24 protein-coding genes and 2 tRNA genes are annotated in these 17,987 nt (G+C 63.7%); 23 read left to right on the forward strand and 3 right to left on the reverse strand.

Annotated features, from left to right (window positions below):
- The first annotated feature begins 12 nt into the window (after window positions 1–12).
- From ABG80_RS04795 to ABG80_RS04895, 21 genes are all read left to right on the forward strand, one after another.
- A complete protein-coding gene (locus tag ABG80_RS04795; RefSeq protein WP_058086620.1) occupies window positions 13–942 on the forward strand; it encodes a lipase secretion chaperone in 930 nt (309 codons plus the stop codon).
- 26 nt (window positions 943–968) lie between these two features.
- A complete protein-coding gene (tldD, locus tag ABG80_RS04800; protein ID WP_058086621.1) occupies window positions 969–2,429 on the forward strand; it encodes a metalloprotease TldD in 1,461 nt (486 codons plus the stop codon).
- 315 nt (window positions 2,430–2,744) lie between these two features.
- Window positions 2,745–3,113: a 50S ribosomal protein L14 gene (rplN, locus tag ABG80_RS04805; RefSeq protein ID WP_058086622.1), complete on the forward strand. Its 369-nt coding sequence runs from the start codon at window positions 2,745–2,747 to the stop codon at window positions 3,111–3,113.
- Between the two features lie 38 nt (window positions 3,114–3,151).
- Entirely contained in the window at window positions 3,152–3,469 is a 318-nt protein-coding gene (gene rplX / locus ABG80_RS04810) for a 50S ribosomal protein L24 (RefSeq protein WP_058086623.1), read from the forward strand.
- 8 nt (window positions 3,470–3,477) lie between these two features.
- Window positions 3,478–4,029: a 50S ribosomal protein L5 gene (gene rplE / locus ABG80_RS04815; protein ID WP_058086624.1), complete on the forward strand. Its 552-nt coding sequence runs from the start codon at window positions 3,478–3,480 to the stop codon at window positions 4,027–4,029.
- 8 nt (window positions 4,030–4,037) lie between these two features.
- Window positions 4,038–4,343, forward strand: coding sequence for a 30S ribosomal protein S14 (gene rpsN, locus ABG80_RS04820; RefSeq protein WP_058086625.1), 306 nt, complete (start codon window positions 4,038–4,040; stop codon window positions 4,341–4,343).
- Window positions 4,344–4,372: 29 nt separating this feature from the next.
- Entirely contained in the window at window positions 4,373–4,768 is a 396-nt protein-coding gene (gene rpsH / locus ABG80_RS04825) for a 30S ribosomal protein S8 (protein ID WP_058086626.1), read from the forward strand.
- A 16-nt stretch (window positions 4,769–4,784) separates the two neighbouring features.
- Window positions 4,785–5,318, forward strand: coding sequence for a 50S ribosomal protein L6 (rplF, locus tag ABG80_RS04830; RefSeq protein WP_058086627.1), 534 nt, complete (start codon window positions 4,785–4,787; stop codon window positions 5,316–5,318).
- A 14-nt stretch (window positions 5,319–5,332) separates the two neighbouring features.
- Window positions 5,333–5,692, forward strand: coding sequence for a 50S ribosomal protein L18 (rplR, locus tag ABG80_RS04835; RefSeq protein WP_058086628.1), 360 nt, complete (start codon window positions 5,333–5,335; stop codon window positions 5,690–5,692).
- Between the two features lie 29 nt (window positions 5,693–5,721).
- On the forward strand, window positions 5,722–6,240 hold the full coding sequence (gene rpsE / locus ABG80_RS04840; RefSeq protein ID WP_058086629.1) for a 30S ribosomal protein S5: 519 nt from the start codon (window positions 5,722–5,724) through the stop codon (window positions 6,238–6,240).
- Between the two features lie 16 nt (window positions 6,241–6,256).
- On the forward strand, window positions 6,257–6,439 hold the full coding sequence (gene rpmD / locus ABG80_RS04845; RefSeq protein ID WP_058086630.1) for a 50S ribosomal protein L30: 183 nt from the start codon (window positions 6,257–6,259) through the stop codon (window positions 6,437–6,439).
- Between the two features lie 25 nt (window positions 6,440–6,464).
- Window positions 6,465–6,899, forward strand: coding sequence for a 50S ribosomal protein L15 (gene rplO / locus ABG80_RS04850; protein ID WP_058086631.1), 435 nt, complete (start codon window positions 6,465–6,467; stop codon window positions 6,897–6,899).
- 49 nt (window positions 6,900–6,948) lie between these two features.
- Window positions 6,949–8,259, forward strand: a complete 1,311-nt coding sequence (secY, locus tag ABG80_RS04855; protein WP_058086632.1) for a preprotein translocase subunit SecY — start codon at window positions 6,949–6,951, stop codon at window positions 8,257–8,259.
- Between the two features lie 171 nt (window positions 8,260–8,430).
- Window positions 8,431–8,544: a 50S ribosomal protein L36 gene (gene rpmJ, locus ABG80_RS04860; protein WP_058086633.1), complete on the forward strand. Its 114-nt coding sequence runs from the start codon at window positions 8,431–8,433 to the stop codon at window positions 8,542–8,544.
- A 44-nt stretch (window positions 8,545–8,588) separates the two neighbouring features.
- Window positions 8,589–8,951, forward strand: a complete 363-nt coding sequence (rpsM, locus tag ABG80_RS04865; protein ID WP_058086634.1) for a 30S ribosomal protein S13 — start codon at window positions 8,589–8,591, stop codon at window positions 8,949–8,951.
- Window positions 8,952–8,987: 36 nt separating this feature from the next.
- A complete protein-coding gene (gene rpsK / locus ABG80_RS04870) occupies window positions 8,988–9,392 on the forward strand; it encodes a 30S ribosomal protein S11 (protein ID WP_035036296.1) in 405 nt (134 codons plus the stop codon).
- A gap of 266 nt (window positions 9,393–9,658) precedes the next feature.
- The gene (rpsD, locus tag ABG80_RS04875; protein WP_058086635.1) at window positions 9,659–10,282 is read left to right on the forward strand and encodes a 30S ribosomal protein S4; all 624 of its coding nucleotides are present in this window, start codon (window positions 9,659–9,661) and stop codon (window positions 10,280–10,282) included.
- 166 nt (window positions 10,283–10,448) lie between these two features.
- Window positions 10,449–11,435 carry a DNA-directed RNA polymerase subunit alpha gene (locus ABG80_RS04880; RefSeq protein WP_058086636.1) on the forward strand — a complete coding sequence of 329 codons (987 nt, stop codon included), beginning with the start codon at window positions 10,449–10,451 and terminating at the stop codon, window positions 11,433–11,435.
- A gap of 97 nt (window positions 11,436–11,532) precedes the next feature.
- Window positions 11,533–11,922 carry a 50S ribosomal protein L17 gene (rplQ, locus tag ABG80_RS04885; protein WP_058086637.1) on the forward strand — a complete coding sequence of 130 codons (390 nt, stop codon included), beginning with the start codon at window positions 11,533–11,535 and terminating at the stop codon, window positions 11,920–11,922.
- A gap of 164 nt (window positions 11,923–12,086) precedes the next feature.
- Window positions 12,087–12,163, forward strand: a tRNA-Met gene (locus tag ABG80_RS04890).
- A 103-nt stretch (window positions 12,164–12,266) separates the two neighbouring features.
- Window positions 12,267–12,343 (forward strand) — tRNA-Met (locus ABG80_RS04895).
- 87 nt (window positions 12,344–12,430) lie between these two features.
- Here the strand turns inward: ABG80_RS04895 and ABG80_RS04900 are convergent.
- From ABG80_RS04900 to ABG80_RS04910, 3 genes are all read right to left on the reverse strand, one after another.
- Window positions 12,431–13,171, reverse strand: a complete 741-nt coding sequence (locus ABG80_RS04900; protein WP_058086638.1) for a PEP-CTERM sorting domain-containing protein — start codon at window positions 13,169–13,171, stop codon at window positions 12,431–12,433.
- Between the two features lie 99 nt (window positions 13,172–13,270).
- Window positions 13,271–14,365 carry an alkene reductase gene (locus ABG80_RS04905; RefSeq protein WP_058086639.1) on the reverse strand — a complete coding sequence of 365 codons (1,095 nt, stop codon included), beginning with the start codon at window positions 14,363–14,365 and terminating at the stop codon, window positions 13,271–13,273.
- A 76-nt stretch (window positions 14,366–14,441) separates the two neighbouring features.
- Complete coding sequence (locus tag ABG80_RS04910) at window positions 14,442–15,083, reverse strand: TetR/AcrR family transcriptional regulator (RefSeq protein WP_058086640.1); 642 nt, start codon at window positions 15,081–15,083, stop codon at window positions 14,442–14,444.
- A 229-nt stretch (window positions 15,084–15,312) separates the two neighbouring features.
- Between ABG80_RS04910 and ABG80_RS04915 the strand changes: the two genes are divergently transcribed.
- On the forward strand, window positions 15,313–16,728 hold the full coding sequence (locus ABG80_RS04915; protein WP_058086641.1) for a bifunctional enoyl-CoA hydratase/phosphate acetyltransferase: 1,416 nt from the start codon (window positions 15,313–15,315) through the stop codon (window positions 16,726–16,728).
- Window positions 16,725–17,924 carry an acetate/propionate family kinase gene (locus ABG80_RS04920; protein WP_058086642.1) on the forward strand — a complete coding sequence of 400 codons (1,200 nt, stop codon included), beginning with the start codon at window positions 16,725–16,727 and terminating at the stop codon, window positions 17,922–17,924. Before ABG80_RS04915 ends, ABG80_RS04920 begins: the two co-directional genes overlap by 4 nt.
- Window positions 17,925–17,987: the final 63 nt, after the last annotated feature.

The following is a 17,987-nucleotide window of genomic DNA, read 5'->3' on the forward strand; positions in this document are numbered from 1 at the left end:
AAGAGGTGTTCGATGCAGATGCAAGCTTGGAAGATGGCCGGTGTGGCCGCCTTGGTCCTGGGGGGCGCTGCCGTCGCCTGGATGGGCTTGAACCGAACAGGCGAGGCCGACAGCGCGTCGACCGAATCCGCTTCCGGTGGCTGGGCCATGATCCGTCCTGGCGTGGGGCAGGGCGACGCCCGATTGCCTCAAGGCCAGTCCGCTCTCACGGCCGAACAGGTTCGCGCCAAGCTCTTCCAGCAGGGCTCCTTCCAGGGCACCGAGCCCAATGGCGACTGGTGCACCGCCAGCGGCAAGCTCAGCCCTTGCAACGGCCTGCGCCGCCGCTTCGAGTACTACCTCCTGGGCATGGGCGAGGTCACCGTCGAAGACATCCGCACCCTGGTCAACGACGAAGCCCGCCGCGCCAATGGCGAAGAGCTGGGCGACGCCATCATGGCCATCTGGGACAAGTACTGGCGCCTGCGCACCCACGAGTGGCGCAACGTCTTCGTGCAGTCCGATCGCAACACCTGGATGCCTGCCTTCGAAGAGCAACGCATGGTGCGCCGCCAGGTCCTCGGCGAAGACTGGGCCCGCGCTTTCTTCGACGACGAAGAAGCCAAGTTCAAGCAATACGTCGCCCAGGTCGAATCCGGCCAGCCTCCGCCACCCGATCCTGGCGAGCCCGTGCCCCAGATGGCCCCGGGCAAGGACCCGGCCGCCGTGCACGCCGAGCGCGTCGCTCGCTATGGCCAGGACGCCGCCAACCGACTGGCCAAGGCCGACGAAGAATGGGCCGACTGGGAGCGCCGCCTGGCCGCCGCCCGCACCGAGTGGGCGCGCCTGAAGTCATCCCAGAACCTCTCCGAGGTGCAGCGCAAGCAGGACATGCAGGCCTACGTCAACGCCAACTTCAAGCCCGACGAACACCTGCGCGTCAAGGCCCTGCTCAACCTGTGAGCCCACTGGCGTGCCAGAATGTGTCCATGATCGCCGTCGAAGCCACCCTTGCCCGCCTGCAAACCGCCCGTGACCTGTTGCTCACGCCGTATGGTCTGGACGAATCGACCCTGCTGAACGCCTTGCGCGTCATCACGCAGCACCGCGTCGACGACGCCGACCTGTACTTCCAGTACACGCGCAGCGAAGGCTGGAGCCTTGAAGAAGGCATCGTCAAATCGGGCAGCTTCGGCATCGACCAGGGCGTGGGCGTGCGCGCCATCTCCGGCGAGAAAACCGCCTTCGCCTACTCCGACGACATCTCCGAAGCCGCGCTGCTTGATGCCGCCCGCACCGTGCGCACCATCGCCGCTGCCGGCCAGAGCCGGCGCGTCAAGGTCGGCTCGCACCAGGTCGCGCCCAGCCGCAGCCTCTACGGCGGCTTCGATCCCATCGCGTCCATGGACAGCGCTGCCAAGGTGGCCCTGCTTGAAGATGTGGAACGCCGCGCCCGCGCCAAGGACCCGCGCATCGTGCAGGTCATGGCTGGCCTGGGCTGTGAGTACGACGTGGTGCTCGTGGCCCGTGCGAACGGTGTGCTGGCTGCCGACGTGCGCCCGCTCATCCGCCTGTCGGTCACCGTCATCGCCGAGCAAAACGGCCGCCGCGAAGTCGGCTCCTCGGGCGGCGGTGGTCGCCACGACCTGGCCTACTTCACGCAGGAAGTGACACAAGGCTACGTCGATCAGGCTGTGCACGCCGCGCTGGTCAACCTCGAATCCCGTCCCGCGCCCGCCGGCGAGATGACCGTCGTGCTCGGATCCGGCTGGCCCGGCATCCTGCTGCACGAGGCGGTGGGCCACGGCCTGGAAGGCGACTTCAACCGCAAGGGCTCCAGCGTGTTCTCCGGCCGCATCGGCCAGCGAGTGGCCGCCAAGGGCGTCACCGTGCTCGACGACGGCACGTTGCCCGACCGCCGCGGCTCGCTCAACATCGACGACGAAGGCCACGTCAGCCAGCGCAACGTGCTGATCGAAGACGGCATCTTGCGCGGCTACATGCAGGACGCGACCAACGCCCGCCTCATGAAGACCGCGCCCACGGGCAACGGCCGCCGCGAAAGCTATGCCCACCTGCCGATGCCGCGCATGACCAACACCTACATGCTGGCCGGCGACAAGCACCCCGACGAAATCGTCGAGTCCATCAAGCGTGGCGTCTACGCCGCCAACTTCGGTGGCGGCCAGGTCGACATCACCTCGGGCAAGTTCGTTTTCTCGGCTTCCGAGGCCTACTGGGTTGAAAACGGCAAGATTCTCTACCCGATCAAGGGCGCCACCCTGATCGGCAACGGCCCCGACGCCATGACCCGCGTCAGCATGGTCGGCAACGACCTCAAGCTCGACAGCGGCGTGGGCACCTGCGGCAAAGACGGCCAGAGCGTGCCGGTTGGCGTCGGCCAGCCCACCCTGCGCATCGAGGGCCTGACGGTGGGCGGCACGGCCTGAGTGAGCCAACGGGCGTCACATGCCCATGGTTTGTTGATCGGCCGCTTCGCGCGGCCGTCGTCTTTTTGGCCCTGCGATGTGTGGATTTGCCCGGGCGCTCTCCTTTGCTCAAAAGGGCGCTTGACGCACCGGGCGAAACTCGTGCATAATGCAAGGCTTCGCTGTTAGAGCGCTTCTGATTTCGGCCCGCCACCCTTTGGCGGGATTCTTCGAAGTCAGGGCTTCTTTCAGATCCGCCCGTTCTACGGGCCCAAGACTGATGGTTCGTTGTTGCGCAGTGGTTTGTGCAGCCGAACGGTCAAGTTGGGATACACCATGATCCAAATGCAATCGCGACTTGACGTCGCAGACAACACGGGTGCCAAGAGCGTCATGTGCATCAAGGTGCTCGGTGGCTCTAAGCGTCGTTACGCCGGTATCGGCGACATCATCAAGGTCAGCATCAAAGAAGCTGCACCGCGTGGCCGCGTCAAGAAGGGCGAGGTTTACAGCGCTGTGGTCGTTCGCACCGCCAAGGGCGTGCGTCGCCAAGATGGCTCGCTGATCAAGTTCGATGGCAACGCCGCCGTGCTGCTGAATGCCAAGCTCGAGCCCATCGGCACCCGCATCTTCGGCCCCGTGACGCGCGAACTGCGTTCCGAGCGCTTCATGAAGATCGTGTCGCTGGCCCCCGAGGTCCTTTGATCCTTGCGGTCATCGACAGTTCAGTAAAGGACAGCTCCATGAACAAGCTCAAAACCGGCGACCAGGTCATCGTCCTGACCGGCCGTGACAAAGGCAAGCGCGGCACTGTGTCCGCTCGCGTCGACGCCGACCACCTGTTGGTCGATGGCGTGAACGTGTCCAAAAAGCACGTCAAGCCGAACCCCCTGAAGGGCACCACCGGTGGCATCGTCGACAAGACCATGCCCATCCACCAGTCCAACGTGGCGATCTTCAACCCTGCCTCTGGCAAGGCTGACCGCGTCGGTATCAAGCTCCTGGCTGACGGCAAGAAAGTGCGCGTCTTCAAGTCCAGCGGCGAAGAAATCAAGGCTTGAGGTCACAAATGGCTCAACAACAAGCTCGCCTGCAGCAGATCTACCGCGAAAAGATCGTCCCCGAACTGATGAAGCAGTTCGGCTACAAGTCGATCATGGAAGTGCCGCGTCTGACCAAGATCACCCTGAACATGGGTGTCTCGGAAGCCGTCTCCGACAAGAAGGTCATGGAACACGCCGTTGGCGACCTGACCAAGATCGCCGGCCAAAAGCCCGTGGTCACCATGTCGAAGAAGGCCATCGCCGGTTTCAAGATCCGCGAAAACATGCCCATCGGCTGCATGGTCACCCTGCGTGGCGTCACCATGTTCGAATTCCTCGACCGTTTCGTCACCGTGTCGCTGCCCCGCGTCCGTGACTTCCGCGGCATCTCGGGTCGTTCGTTCGACGGTCGCGGCAACTACAACGTGGGCGTCAAGGAACAGATCATCTTCCCGGAAATCGAATACGAGAAGATCGACGCTGTCCGTGGTCTGAACATCAGCATCACGACGACCGCCAAGACCGACGAAGAAGCCAAGGCACTGCTGACGGCTTTCAAGTTCCCGTTCAAGAACTGAGGCCCGCCATGGCAAAAGTCTCTCTGAAGCAACGCGAAGAAAAGCGCGAAAAGCTGGTTGCCAAGTACGCCAAGAAGTACGCCGAACTCAAGGCCATCATCGATGACGCCAAGAAGTCGGAAGAAGAGCGCTATGCCGCTCGCCTTGAGCTGCAAAAGCTGCCCCGCAACGCCAACCCGACCCGTCTGCGCGCACGCTGCAACCTGACTGGTCGCCCCCGTGGCACCTTCCGTCAGTTCGGCCTCGGCCGTTCCAAGATCCGTGAATTGGCTTTCGCCGGCGACATCCCCGGTGTCACCAAGGCAAGCTGGTAATCCGGCCGGGCACGAACAGGAGTTATCCCATGAGCATGAGTGATCCCATCGCCGACATGCTGACGCGCATCCGCAACGCCCAAATGGTCAACAAGACCAACGTTGCTCTGCCGTCTTCCAAGTTGAAAGTCGCGATCGCCCAAGTCCTGAAGGACGAGGGTTACATCGACGGTTTTGCCGTCACCGGTGAAGCCGCCAAACCCACGCTGGAAATTTCGCTGAAGTACTACGCTGGCCGTCCGGTCATCGAGCGCATCGAGCGTGTTTCCCGTCCCGGTCTGCGCATCTACAAGGGCCGTCACAGCATCCCTCAGGTCATGAATGGCCTGGGCGTTGCGATCGTGACCACCCCCCAAGGCGTCATGACCGACCGCAAGGCTCGCGCTGCCGGCATCGGTGGCGAAGTCATCGCGTACGTCGCCTGATAGAGGAGCAATCGCAATGTCCCGCGTTGGAAAAATGCCGATCGCCGTCCCTCAAGGTGTGGACGTCAAGATCTCGGCCGAAGCCATCACCGTCAAGGGTGGCAACGGCACGCTGAGCCTGCCGGCCAACGGCCTGGTCACCGTCACGCAAGACGGCGCCACGCTGAAGGTCGCCCCGGTCAACGAAACCGCCGCCGCCAATGCCATGTCCGGCACCTTCCGCGCCCTGCTGGCCAACACCATCAATGGTGTGTCCAAGGGCTTCGAGAAGAAGCTGACCCTGGTTGGCGTGGGTTTCAAGGCCCAGGCTGCTGGTCAGAAGCTGAACCTGTCGATTGGTTTCTCTCACCCCGTGGTGAAGGACATGCCCGCCGGCATCAAGGTCGAGACCCCGTCTCAGACCGAAATCGTGATCAAGGGCGCCGACCGTCAGGTCGTCGGCCAGATCGCTGCTGAAGTGCGTGCGTTCCGTCCGCCTGAGCCTTACAAGGGCAAGGGCATCCGCTATGCGGACGAGCGCGTGGTCCTCAAAGAGACCAAGAAGAAGTAAGGAGCTGATTCATCATGGCAATGAGCAAGAAGGAACAGCGCCTGCGTCGTGCGCGCCAGACCCGCGCCCGGATCGCCCTGCAAGGCGCCGTGCGTTTGACGGTCACCCGCAGCAACCTGCACATCTACGCCAGCGTGATTTCTGGCGACGGCAGCAAGGTCATCGCCACCGCGTCGACCGCCGAAAAGGAAGTGCGCGAGCAAATCAAGAACGGTGCCAACACCGAAGCTGCTTCGCTGATCGGCAAGCGCATCGCCGAAAAGGCGAAGGCTGCTGGCGTCGAGAAGGTCGCCTTCGATCGCGCTGGCTACCAATACCACGGTCGCATCAAGGCCCTGGCTGAAGCCGCGCGTGAAGCCGGCCTGCAGTTCTAAGCCTCGTCGGCAACCGGAAGGAATCTCAAATGGCTAAGTTTCAACCCAAGGTGGCAGACGAAGGTCGCGACGACGGTCTGCGCGAGAAGATGATCCAGGTGAACCGCGTGACCAAAGTGGTCAAGGGCGGTCGGATCATGGGTTTCGCAGCCCTGACCGTGGTCGGTGATGGCGATGGCCGCATCGGCATGGGCAAAGGCAAGGCTCGTGAAGTGCCCCTGGCCGTTCAAAAGGCCATGGACCAGGCACGTCGCAACATGCTGAAGGTCTCGCTGAAGAACGGCACCGTTCACCACAACGTGACCGGCGAACACGGTGCAGCCAAGGTGCTGCTGGCTCCGGCACCCGCCGGTACCGGCATCATCGCTGGTGGCCCGATGCGCGCTGTCTTCGAAGTGATGGGCATCACCGACATCGTCGCCAAGAGCCTGGGTTCTTCGAACCCGTACAACATGGTTCGCGCCACGTTCGACGCCCTGGCCAAGGCCACGACGCCGGCCGAAGTCGCTGCCAAGCGCGGTCTGAACGTTGAACAGCTGTTCAACTGATCGCTGGAGAGCAGACATGAGCGAAAAGAAAACCGTCACCGTCAAGCTGATCCGCAGCGTGATTGGCTGCAAAGCCGACCACCGCGCCACCGTGAAGGGCCTGGGCCTGCGTCGCATGAACAGCACCGCTGTTCTGGAAGACACGCCCGCCGTGCGCGGCATGATCACCAAGGTCCGTTACCTGGTCCAGGTGCTGTAAGGCACTCGGCAGTCAGAGGAACATCATGGAACTCAACAGCATCAAGCCCGCATCGGGTGCCAAGCATGCCAAGCGCCGCGTCGGCCGTGGCATCGGCTCCGGCCTGGGCAAGACCGCCGGTCGCGGTCACAAGGGTCAGAAGTCGCGTTCGGGCGGCTACCACAAGGTCGGTTTCGAAGGCGGTCAAATGCCTTTGCAACGCCGCCTGCCCAAGCGTGGCTTCAAGTCGCAAAGCCTGAAGTACAACGCCGAAATCACCCTGGGCGAGCTGCAAGCTCTGGGCGCCGCTGAAGTCGACGTCCTGACCCTGAAGCAAGCCGGCCTCGTGCCCCAGCTGGCCAAGGTCGTCAAGGTGATCAAGTCGGGTGAACTGTCTGCCAAGGTCGTCCTCAAGGGCATCGGCGTCACCGCCGGCGCCAAGGCCGCGATCGAAGCAGCCGGTGGCTCCATCGCTGAGTAACTCAGCGGACAACGCGAACACGAAACGTCAAGCCTGAACAGGACTCAGCGTGGCAACTTCTCCCACTCAACTGGCACAAAGCGGCAAGTACGGCGACCTCCAGCGTCGCCTGGTCTTCCTGCTGCTCGCGCTGGTCGTCTACCGCATCGGGGCACACATCCCCGTGCCCGGTATCGACCCGGCGCAGCTGCAACAGTTGTTCAAGGGCCAGCAAGGCGGCATCCTGAGTCTGTTCAACATGTTCTCGGGCGGTGCGCTGTCGCGCTTCACCGTGTTCGCGCTGGGCATCATGCCCTACATCTCTGCGTCCATCATCATGCAGATGATGGGCTACGTGATCCCGCAACTGGAGCAGCTCAAGAAAGAGGGCGAAGCCGGTCGGCGCAAGATCACGCAATACACCCGTTACGGCACGCTGGGTCTGGCCCTGTTCCAGTCCTTCGGCATCGCTGTGGCACTGGAAGGCACTGCTGGCCTGGTCATCAGCCCCGGCTTTGGCTTCCGCATGACCACGGTCATCAGTTTGACCGCTGGCACGATGTTCCTGATGTGGTTGGGTGAGCAGATCACCGAGCGCGGTCTGGGCAACGGCATCTCGATCCTGATTTTCGGTGGCATCGCCGCAGGCCTGCCTGGTGCACTGGCCGGTTTGTTCGAGCTGATCCGCACTGGCGCCATGAGCATCCCCGCGGCCATCTTCATCGTCGCCCTGGTGGGCCTGGTGACCTACGCCGTGGTGTTCGTCGAGCGTGGCCAACGCAAGATCCTGGTGAACTACGCCAAGCGTCAGGTGGGCAACCGTGTGTACGGTGGCCAGTCTTCGCACCTGCCGCTCAAGATCAACATGGCCGGCGTGATCCCCCCGATCTTCGCGTCGTCGATCATCCTGCTGCCAACCACCGCTGTGGGCTGGTTCGCCACGGGTGACAGCATGCGCTGGCTGAAAGACATCGCCGCCATGCTCTCGCCAGGTCAGCCGATCTACGTGATCCTGTATTCGGTGGCCATCGTTTTCTTCTGCTTCTTCTACACGGCCCTGGTGTTCAACAGCCGCGAGACCGCAGACAACCTGAAAAAGAGTGGTGCTTTCATCCCCGGGATCCGTCCTGGCGACCAAACCGCTCGATACATTGATAAAATTCTGGCCCGCCTCACGCTTGTTGGCGCCGTCTACATCACTGCGGTGTGCCTGCTGCCCGAGTTCCTCGTGCTCAAGTACAACGTTCCCTTCTACTTCGGTGGGACTTCCCTGCTCATCATCGTGGTTGTCACGATGGACTTCTGGGCCCAGGTTCAGTCCTACGTCATGTCTCAGCAGTATGACTCTCTGCTGAAAAAGGCAAATTTCAAGGCAAGCTGAATGCAGTGGCCTACCACTGCCAACACCCAGTGCGGCAACGCCTGAAGTGTGAAGCTTGAATCAGGTTTGAGTCGGTGCTCGCATCGTGTTCCGGGCGAAGTGAGCTGGAGTTTTTGACCCCGGAAACGTGGGCGAATTTCCGCTGGGTAACTGGCGGTTCAGGAGAAGACCATGAAAGTCTCGGCATCCGTCAAGGTCATGTGCCGCAATTGCAAAATCATCCGCCGCAAGGGCGTGGTCCGCGTGATCTGCACGGACCCCCGCCACAAGCAGCGTCAAGGCTGATCGCCGCCTGACCAGGCGACGACACACGCGTTCAGAGGACAGTTATGGCACGTATTGCTGGCATCAACATTCCGCCGCACAAGCACACCGAAATCGGTCTGACTTCGATCTACGGCATTGGTCGCACCACCGCGCAGAAGATCTGCTCGGCTGCAGGCATTCCCTTCAACAAGAAGATCAAGGAATTGACCGACGGCGACCTGGAAAAGATTCGGGAAGAAGTGGGCAAGCTCACCATTGAAGGTGACCTGCGTCGCGAACTCTCGATGAACATCAAGCGCTTGATGGACCTGGGCTGCTATCGCGGCTTCCGTCACCGCCGTGGCCTGCCGATGCGTGGTCAACGCACCCGCACGAATGCCCGCACCCGCAAGGGTCCGCGCAAGGCCATCGCTGGCAAGAAGTGATCCGCGCTGGTTGACTGAGTTCGAAAGAGAAACATCATGGCAAAAGCACCTGCGAACAGCGCTGCCCGTCGTGTGAGCAAGAAGGTCCGCAAGAACATTGCTGACGGCATCGCCCACGTGCACGCTTCGTTCAACAACACCATCATCACCATCACCGACCGCCAAGGCAATGCTTTGTCGTGGGCTTCGTCGGGTGGTCAGGGCTTCAAGGGCTCGCGCAAGTCGACCCCCTTCGCTGCCCAGGTGGCTGCTGAAGTGGCCGGCCGCGCTGCTCAAGAGCAAGGCATCAAGAACCTCGACGTCGAGATCAAGGGCCCTGGCCCTGGTCGCGAGTCGTCGGTTCGCGCCCTGGCTTCGCTGGGCATCCGGATCAACTCCATCTCGGACGTGACCCCGGTTCCCCACAACGGTTGCCGTCCTCAGAAGCGTCGCCGCATCTGATGTCAGCCGGTCGGTGCCTGTAAAAGGGCGCCGAACAAGCACCTCGCACGGGTTCTCTCGGCGAGGTGTTGCCGTTCCATGATCCCGACTTGATCGTCGGGTTATTTCTGGATCGGTTTGCCTGCTTGCTACAATCGCAGGTTCCCCGACGCTGGGCGGCTTGTTGCTGCCTGGTTCAATGAAGCCCACCGTCTGTGCGCCCAGGCCCGCAGACTCGCGCCGGCGCCCTTCAGGGGCTGGCGTCAGATCAAACAAGGACACCCAAAGTGGCACGTTACCTCGGACCCAAGGCCAAACTGGCCCGCCGCGAAGGCACCGACCTTTTCCTCAAGAGCGCCCGCCGCCCCATCAGCGACAAGGCCAAGTTCGACACCAAGCCTGGTCAACACGGCCGCACCTCTGGTTCGCGCACCTCCGACTTCGGCCTGCAACTGCGTGAAAAGCAGAAGGTCAAGCGCATGTACGGCGTGCTGGAAAAGCAATTCCGCCGCTACTTCGCCGAAGCCGAGCGCCGCAAGGGCAACACCGGTGCCAACCTGCTGGGCCTGCTCGAGTCGCGTCTGGACAACGTCGTCTACCGCATGGGCTACGCCTCCACCCGCGCTGAAGCGCGCCAACTGGTTGGCCACAAGGGCATCGTCGTCAACGGCGAAGTCGTGAACATCCCGTCCTACCTGGTCAAGACCGGTGACGTCGTCGCTGTTCGCGAGAAAGCCAAGAAGCAATTGCGCGTGCAAGAAGCCTACAAGCTGGCCGAGTCCATCGGTCTGCCGGGCTGGGTGCAAGTGGACGGCGCCAAGCTGGAAGGCGTGTTCAAGAAGACCCCGGATCGCGACGAGTTCGGCTCCGACATCAACGAATCGCTGATCGTCGAACTGTATTCGCGTTGATGCGAACGTTGGCCGCGTTGTGCGCCTTGCTGGTGCGCGCCGCGGCCCCTCGCCGTTGGGCTTTCGGGCTCGGCGGCGTGTGTTTTTCAGGGCCGGAGCATGGTGCTCCGGTTGGTCCAGCAGCCTTATCGGTGTAACGAGCCGAGGGTATTGACAGGAAGACCTCATGCAAACGAATTTGCTGAAACCCAAAGCCATCCAGGTGGAACCGCTCGGCGGTCACCGCGCCAAGGTCACGCTCGAGCCGTTCGAGCGCGGTTATGGCCACACCCTCGGCAACGCGCTGCGTCGCGTGCTGCTGTCGTCGATGGTCGGTTTCGCACCCACGGAAGTCACCATCGCTGGTGTGCTGCACGAGTACTCGTCGATCGACGGCGTGCAAGAAGACGTGGTCAACATCATGCTGAACCTCAAGGGCGTGGTGTTCCGTCTGCACAACCGCGACGAAGTGACCCTGGTCCTGCGCAAGGACGGCGAAGGTCCTGTCACCGCCGCCGACATCCAGACCCCGCACGACATCGAGATCGTCAACCCTGGTCACGTCATCGGCCACCTGTCGCAAGGCGGCAAGCTGGACATGCAGATCAAGGTTGAAAAGGGCCGTGGCTACGTGCCTGGCAACGTGCGTCGCTACGGCGAAGAGTCGAGCAAGGCCATCGGCCGCATCGTGCTGGACGCTTCGTTCTCGCCGGTCAAGCGCGTGAGCTATACGGTCGAAAGCGCCCGCGTCGAGCAGCGCACCGACCTGGACAAGCTGGTCATGGAAATCGAAACCAACGGCGCCATCTCGCCCGAGGAAGCGATCCGTGCTTCGGCCAAGATCCTGGTGGAACAGCTGGCTGTGTTCGCGCAACTGGAAGGCAGCGAGATCGCCGCTTTCGACGCGCCCGCCAAGTCGGCTCAGCACTTCGACCCGATCCTGCTGCGTCCGGTCGACGAGCTCGAGCTCACCGTGCGTTCGGCCAACTGCCTCAAGGCAGAGAACATCTACTACATCGGCGACCTCATCCAGCGCACCGAAACCGAGCTGCTCAAGACCCCGAACCTGGGTCGCAAGTCGCTCAACGAAATCAAGGAAGTGCTGGCTTCCCGTGGTCTGGCCCTGGGCTCGCGCCTGGAAGCCTGGCCGCCCCAAGGTCTGGACAAGCGTTGATATTTTGAAAGTGGATGCACCCAGGGCACTGGGGCATCCGGTGCACCCGGCGGTACCTTGAACCGGCCGCCGGTTTTGATAATGAAAGGAAAGCACCATGCGTCACGGTAACGGCCTCCGTAAACTCAACCGCACTTCGGCTCACCGCGCCGCCATGTTCCGCAACATGGCCAACTCGCTGATCGAGCACGAAGCCATCAAGACCACCGTGCCCAAGGCCAAGGAACTGCGTCGCATCGTCGAGCCGCTGATCACCCTGGCCAAGGTCCCGACCGTTGCCAACCGCCGTCTGGCTTTTGACCGCCTGCGCAACCGCGACAACGTGGTCAAGCTGTTCGACGTGCTGGGCCCCCTGTTTGCCAAGCGTCCTGGCGGCTACACCCGCATCCTGAAGATGGGCTATCGCGTGGGCGACAACGCTCCCATGGCCTTCATGGAACTGGTTGAGCGCAGCCACGCCGACGAAGCCGTCGAAGCTGGCGAGTGATCTCGGCTTGACGCCCCCGCTGGTCGACTTGGTCGGCCGGTGGTGAGGCTCAGAGCTCAAAAGCCCGTTGCGCAAGCAGCGGGCTTTTTTCTTGTGTTTCTTGGCTGATTTGGCGCCCGTGTATGGTCATGGCGTCAAAAACGTGCCATAATCTAAGTCTCAGTCGCGGGGTGGAGCAGTCTGGTAGCTCGTCGGGCTCATAACCCGAAGGTCGTTGGTTCAAATCCGGCCCCCGCAACCAAAGAACACATGGGCTCAAGCCACGCACACCAGTGCTTGAGCCCGGTGTTCGCAAAGCAAGTTTCAGAGCTTGCGTTTTTTGCGAATGCCATCACCTCATCTGGCGCGGGGTGGAGCAGTCTGGTAGCTCGTCGGGCTCATAACCCGAAGGTCGTTGGTTCAAATCCGGCCCCCGCAACCAAAAAACAAAAAGGCCCCCTGGCAACAGGTGGCCTTTTTTCATACGCGCGCCGCCCGCGGTGTGCTCCGCCGGGGGGCGAGTGCTGGGTCAGTCCAGCGGGGCGATCGGTGGGCGACGCAGAGCGCGCTTGCGCAGTCGAGCGACGACGAGTAAGCCGCTGCCCAGGCCTGCCATCAGCCATGCAGAAGGCTCGGGGACGGGCGAGATGCTCAGTCCCCTGGACACGAACAGGAAGCCGCGGGCGTAGAGCGGTGCCGTGGAACCGGTGTCTACATTGGCGAGCGCAAGTCCTGACAGATCAAGGTCGTATGTGCCTCGCTCGATGAGAAAGCTTGTCGGGCCGATATCCAGCGCGAAACTCTTGTTGCCGGTGCCAACCTGTTCCTGCGTCACCAGTTGGTTGAGCAACTCTTTGCCTTCGGGATCGCGCAGGATCACGCCAAAACCGAGCTGCGCACGTCCGGTCAGGGCGTTGACCAGCACGCCGCCAGACGCTGAAAACACCAGTGTTGCCAGTTGCCCGATGTGCTCTTCGCTGAAGCGGAACTGCTGCTGTGTCGAGAGGTCCACGAAGCTTCGGCCGGATTGCGACTGAGCGTCAACATTGAGCCCGCTGGGCGCATCGTCCAGAACCCTGGCCGATGCCAAGGTCCTGGGGCCGATCGTCAGCTCGGTCGGCTCGTTGCCGGTGAACTGGCGCACCTCGCGTTGCCCATCGGCTTGCACAATGACCGTGGAGCGTTCCCAGGTGGTTTCGGTCGAGGCGTGCGCCGACGACATCAACAACCACAAGCTCGTAACCACGAAGCGTCGCAGCTTGCCTTTCATGGGCCCTCCGGTGTGAATGATTTTCGAGTGATCATCCAGCACCACCCTCTGGGTGTCAACGCCGCAGGAGGCACGTGGCCGGTCGGCGCAGGCCTGAGGTCACGACAGAGCCGGGTAGTCTGTGTAGCCGTGCGGGCCTTGACCACCGTAGAGCGGCGCGTCTTTGAACAGCTCGTTGAGCGGCGCGTTTTCCTTGAAGCGGCGCACCAGGTCGGGGTTGCTGATCGTCAGGCGACCGAAGGAGATCAGGTCGGCGCGACCCGTGGCCACGGCTTCCTGAGCCATTTCCTTGGTGTAGCCGTTGTTGAGCATCCAAAAGCCGCTGTAGAGCTTGCGCAGCGCTTCGTAATCGAAAGGCGCGTTGTCGCGCGGGCCACCGGTGGCGCCTTCCACCACGTGGATGTAGACCGGGTGCAGCTTTTCGAGCTCGCGCACCACGTGCTCGAACAGCGGCTGAGGGTTGGACTCATTCGAGTCGTTGACCGGCGAGACAGGCGAGATGCGGATGCCGACTTTGCCGGCACCGATTTCGCCGATGACGGCGGTCATGACCTCGACCAGGAAGCGGGCGCGGTTTTCGATGGAGCCGCCGTACTGGTCGGTGCGGTGGTTGGAGCCGTCGCGCAGGAAGGCGTCGATCAGGTAGCCGTGGGCGCCGTGGATTTCGACACCGTCGAAGCCGGCCTCGATGGCGTGGCGTGCAGCGGTGCGGAAGTCATCGACGATGCCGGCGATTTCGGCGGTCTCGAGTGCGCGGGGCAGCGAGGTGTCGACGTAGCCGGCGCCAGGGATGTAGGTCTTGGCGTTGGCGCGGATCGAAGAGGGGGCCACAGGGGCGTTTTCGCCGGGCTGGAAGGCGGTGTGCGACATGCGGCCGGTGTGCCACAGCTGCACGAAGATCTTGCCGCCCCGGGCGTGCACTTCGTCGGTGACTTGGCGCCAGCCAGCGATCTGCTCGGGGGTGTGCACGCCGGGTGTGGACACGTAGCCCTGGGCCTGGGCCGAGACCTGGGTGGCCTCCGCGATGATCAGGCCCAGGCTGGCGCGCTGAGCGTAGTACTCGATGGTCATGGGGCCCGGCACGTTGCCGGCTTCGGCGCGGTTGCGGGTCAGGGGGGCCATCACCATGCGGTTGGCCAGCTGGATGTCGCCCAGCTGGAAGGGTTGGAACAGGTCGCGAACGGTTTCGGTCATGAGGGGCTCCGGTGAACAGGGGCGAAGGATGCGTCGGGTGGACGCACATGGGTTGAAGGGGCGGGACGATGTCGCTTCAGCCTGATGGCTTCGGTCCACGGGGAGGGTGGACTGAAGGTGATGCAGGGGGCGCCAGCAGGTGGTCGAGCAGCAGCGCGACGGTGTCGCTCAGCGGCCCGGTGTGGCGCTCGATCTTCATGCGCAGCAGGGCCCCTTCCCAGGCGTCCCAGAACAGCAGCGACAGGGTGCGGGCGGGCAGGTCTCGGCGCATGCTGCCTTCGGCTTGGGCGCGCTCGATCAGGTCGGCCAGGCGGACCCGCCATGCGTCGAGGCTGGTTTGCAGCACTTCGCGGCAGGGGGCGCTGGATTCGGCGACTTCGGCCGCGAAATTGCCCACCAGACAGCCTTGGCATTCGGTGCGGGCGTGGTGCTCGACGAAGCGCGCGAAGGTGTGGCGGATGGTGCCCAGTGCGTCCGAAGGTGCGTCGCTCAGGCATTGCGCCCAGGCTTGGTCCACCCAGTCGGCGTAGTGCCGGATGATCTGAGCGGCAAAGGCTTCCTTGCTGCCGAAGTGGTTGTAGAAGGAGCCCTTGGGCACGCCCGCCTGGTCGGTGATCTGCTGGATGCCGGTGGCGTTGTAGCCGTGCCGGTTGAACAGCAGGTATCCGGCGTCGGTCAGGCGCCGGGGGATGTCGGTGGGGTCGGCGGTGCGGGGCATGGGCAAAGAATATGACCAGTCGTCTTGAAATGTCGAGGGTCCCTGAATGCCCGTGCAAAGCAGGTGGTTTTTGTCGCGCCAGGGTGTTGCGCGGCTTGAACCTGGATCAACGGCGCGTGTGCTTGCGCGTGCTCACGTGCGCCTGCGAGCGCCGCTTTCACACTCTGGCCCTATGCTTGAGCCAAACCCGGGCGGCGTCCGCTCCGGGGCAAGCAAAACATGGAGCGCCATGACCGCCTACCGCAACCACACCTTCGATCAGATCGAGCCAGGCGCTGGCCTGGTTGTGCACCACACGGTCACCAGCCAGGAAGTTGAGCTGATGGCACTGGTCTCTGGCGAGGCCGACCCGTTCGCTGCCGATGGCGACGAGGCAGCACGCTGTGGGCCGGCTTGCGAGGGCGTCAGCGCCGAAGCGCTGGTGCACGGCATGCTCAAGCGCCAGCTGCCCGGGCCCGGCACGGTCATCATGGCGCACCAGCTCAGCTACACGGGCCGAGCCTGTGCGGGCGACGAGCTGGTGGCTTCGGTCACCGTGCTGGAAAAGCAGGCTCCCGACCGGGTGCTGTTCGATTGCCAGGTGCGTCGCGGAGACGATGTGTTGCTGGCTGGCACCGTCACGGTGAGGGCGCCGTTGACCAGCCAGGTGGTCGATGGGCGCGAGGCGCCCGACGTGGTGCTGCGTCGCCATGATGTGTTCGGGCGCCTGTTCCGTGAGTGCGAAGGCCAGCCAGCGGTGAAGTGCGCGGTGGTTCACCCCTGCGATGCGGCCTCGCTGAGTGGTGCGCTGGAGGCCGCCCGGCATGGCCTGATCGAGCCGGTGCTGGTGGGGCCCCAGGCCAAGATCCATGCGGTGGCCAAAGCCGGAGGCTGGGACCTGTCTGCTCACCGCGTGGTGCCGACCGAGCACAGCCACGCGGCGGCCGAAGCCGCAGTGGCCTTGGCCAAAGCGGGTGAGGTGCAGGCGCTGATGAAGGGCAGCTTGCACACCGACGAGCTCATGGCGGCGGTGGTGGCCTCGGGCACTGGCTTGCGAACCGGTCGGCGTGTCAGCCACGTGTTCGTGATGGACGTGCCGGCTTACCCGCGCATGCTGCTCGTGACCGATGCGGCCATCAACATCGCGCCCAGCATCCGGGACAAAGTCGACATCGTGCAAAACGCCATCGACCTGGCGCACGTGCTGGGTGTGGCCGAACCCAGGGTGGCCATCCTCGCGGCGGTCGAGACCGTCAACCCCGAGATGGTGGCCACCATCGATGCGGCCATGTTGTGCAAGATGGCGGATCGGGGGCAGATCACCGGTGGTTTGGTGGATGGGCCACTGGCCTTCGACAACGCCGTGAGCGTGGAAGCTGCGAAGACCAAGCACATCGTCTCCGATGTGGCAGGACGGGCCGACATCCTCATGGTGCCCAACCTCGAGGCGGGCAACATGGTCGCCAAACAGCTGCAGTACCTGGCGGGTGCGGACAGCGCGGGCATCGTGCTGGGGGCGCGTGTGCCCATCATCCTGACCAGCCGGGCCGACAGCGTGCGCACCCGGCTGGCGTCTGCGGCGGTGCTCAAACTGCTGGCTCGCGCGCAGCAGGAGCAGGCCGAGCGGCGGCAGGCTGAACTGGCGGCTCAGGCAGGTCAGCCATGAGCCAGGCCATCGTGGTGTTCAACGCAGGCTCGTCGAGCCTGAAGTTCTCGCTGTTCCCGGTGGACCTGAGCGAGCCCTGGTTGCATGGGCAGATCGATGGCCTGCAGAGCAAGCCTCGGCTGAAGGCGCATGCACCCGACGGTGAGGAGGTGCTGCAGCATGCGTGGCCGCCAGGGCAGGCGCTGACGCACGACGAGGCCCTGGCTTTTTTGCTGCAGGCACTGCAGCCCTTCCTCAAGGGGCACACGCTGTGCGCCGTGGGGCACCGCATTGTTCACGGGGGCAGCCGGTTCAGCGAGCCGGTCAAGCTCGACGACTCGGTGTTGGCCGAGCTGGATGCCCTGGTGCCTTTGGCCCCACTGCACCAGCCGCACAACCTGTCGCCTGTGCGGGCGCTGCAGCGTGTGGCGCCGGGCCTGCCGCAGGTGGGATGCTTTGACACCGCGTTCCATGCCAGCTGTCCGCCTTTGCACCAGCGCTTTGCCTTGCCGCGCGAGCTGCACGAGGCGGGCGTGCGGCGCTACGGCTTCCATGGCTTGTCGTACGAGTACATCGCCGGCCGCTTGCCCGAGGTGGACGCACGCGCGGCGAAGGGGCGCACCGTGGTCTTGCACCTGGGCAATGGCGCGAGCATGTGCGCCATGCAAGGAGGGCGCAGCGTGGCCAGCAGCATGGGCTTCACCGCGCTCGATGGTTTGATGATGGGCACGCGCTGCGGCAGCCTGGACGCCGGCGTGTTGCTGTGGCTGATGGACGAGCGCGGCATGGACGCGCGCGCCATCGAGCGCTTGCTCTACAGCGAGTCGGGTTTGTTGGGGGTGTCGGGCGAGTCGTCGGACATGCGCACGCTGCTGGCCAGCGAACGCGCCGAGGCACGCGAGGCCGTCGATCTTTACGTGCACCGCATCACCCGCGAGCTCGGCGCCATGGCCGCCGTGCTGGGTGGGCTGGACGCGGTGGTGTTCACGGCAGGCATTGGCGAGCGCGCCGCCCCGATCCGCGAGGCGGTGTGCCGGCAGGCGGCCTGGCTGGGCCTGATGCTGGATGAGCCTGCCAACCGCGACGCGCCCTTTTTGCAGGACGGGCAGCACTGGTGCATCAGCACCGCAGGCAGTGCCGTGTCGGCCTGGCTCGTGCCGACCGACGAGGAGCGGATGATTGCGCGGCACACGCGGCGGCTCGTGCTGGGCTGCTAGGCGGCCACCGAGGGGCGCCTGGGCGGCGGGTGCGGTCGCCGGGCTCGCCAGAGGTCTACAATC

This window comes from Aquabacterium parvum, assembly GCF_001447195.1.
GTDB classification, from domain to species: Bacteria; Pseudomonadota; Gammaproteobacteria; order Burkholderiales; family Burkholderiaceae_C; genus Aquabacterium; species Aquabacterium parvum.

What these genes read in the sequence shown, in the direction of transcription:
- ABG80_RS04795 (WP_058086620.1), top strand. Translation starts at nt 13, where the DNA reads ATGCAGATGCAAGCTTGGAAGATGGCCGGTGTGGCCGCCTTGGTCCTG.
- tldD (WP_058086621.1), top strand. Translation starts at nt 969, where the DNA reads ATGATCGCCGTCGAAGCCACCCTTGCCCGCCTGCAAACCGCCCGTGAC.
- rplN (WP_058086622.1), top strand. Translation starts at nt 2,745, where the DNA reads ATGATCCAAATGCAATCGCGACTTGACGTCGCAGACAACACGGGTGCC.
- rplX (WP_058086623.1), top strand. Translation starts at nt 3,152, where the DNA reads ATGAACAAGCTCAAAACCGGCGACCAGGTCATCGTCCTGACCGGCCGT.
- rplE (WP_058086624.1), top strand. Translation starts at nt 3,478, where the DNA reads ATGGCTCAACAACAAGCTCGCCTGCAGCAGATCTACCGCGAAAAGATC.
- rpsN (WP_058086625.1), top strand. Translation starts at nt 4,038, where the DNA reads ATGGCAAAAGTCTCTCTGAAGCAACGCGAAGAAAAGCGCGAAAAGCTG.
- rpsH (WP_058086626.1), top strand. Translation starts at nt 4,373, where the DNA reads ATGAGCATGAGTGATCCCATCGCCGACATGCTGACGCGCATCCGCAAC.
- rplF (WP_058086627.1), top strand. Translation starts at nt 4,785, where the DNA reads ATGTCCCGCGTTGGAAAAATGCCGATCGCCGTCCCTCAAGGTGTGGAC.
- rplR (WP_058086628.1), top strand. Translation starts at nt 5,333, where the DNA reads ATGGCAATGAGCAAGAAGGAACAGCGCCTGCGTCGTGCGCGCCAGACC.
- rpsE (WP_058086629.1), top strand. Translation starts at nt 5,722, where the DNA reads ATGGCTAAGTTTCAACCCAAGGTGGCAGACGAAGGTCGCGACGACGGT.
- rpmD (WP_058086630.1), top strand. Translation starts at nt 6,257, where the DNA reads ATGAGCGAAAAGAAAACCGTCACCGTCAAGCTGATCCGCAGCGTGATT.
- rplO (WP_058086631.1), top strand. Translation starts at nt 6,465, where the DNA reads ATGGAACTCAACAGCATCAAGCCCGCATCGGGTGCCAAGCATGCCAAG.
- rpmJ (WP_058086633.1), top strand. Translation starts at nt 8,431, where the DNA reads ATGAAAGTCTCGGCATCCGTCAAGGTCATGTGCCGCAATTGCAAAATC.
- rpsM (WP_058086634.1), top strand. Translation starts at nt 8,589, where the DNA reads ATGGCACGTATTGCTGGCATCAACATTCCGCCGCACAAGCACACCGAA.
- rpsK (WP_035036296.1), top strand. Translation starts at nt 8,988, where the DNA reads ATGGCAAAAGCACCTGCGAACAGCGCTGCCCGTCGTGTGAGCAAGAAG.
- ABG80_RS04880 (WP_058086636.1), top strand. Translation starts at nt 10,449, where the DNA reads ATGCAAACGAATTTGCTGAAACCCAAAGCCATCCAGGTGGAACCGCTC.
- rplQ (WP_058086637.1), top strand. Translation starts at nt 11,533, where the DNA reads ATGCGTCACGGTAACGGCCTCCGTAAACTCAACCGCACTTCGGCTCAC.
- ABG80_RS04900 (WP_058086638.1), bottom strand. Translation starts at nt 13,171, where the DNA reads ATGAAAGGCAAGCTGCGACGCTTCGTGGTTACGAGCTTGTGGTTGTTG.
- ABG80_RS04905 (WP_058086639.1), bottom strand. Translation starts at nt 14,365, where the DNA reads ATGACCGAAACCGTTCGCGACCTGTTCCAACCCTTCCAGCTGGGCGAC.
- ABG80_RS04910 (WP_058086640.1), bottom strand. Translation starts at nt 15,083, where the DNA reads ATGCCCCGCACCGCCGACCCCACCGACATCCCCCGGCGCCTGACCGAC.
- ABG80_RS04915 (WP_058086641.1), top strand. Translation starts at nt 15,313, where the DNA reads ATGACCGCCTACCGCAACCACACCTTCGATCAGATCGAGCCAGGCGCT.
- ABG80_RS04920 (WP_058086642.1), top strand. Translation starts at nt 16,725, where the DNA reads ATGAGCCAGGCCATCGTGGTGTTCAACGCAGGCTCGTCGAGCCTGAAG.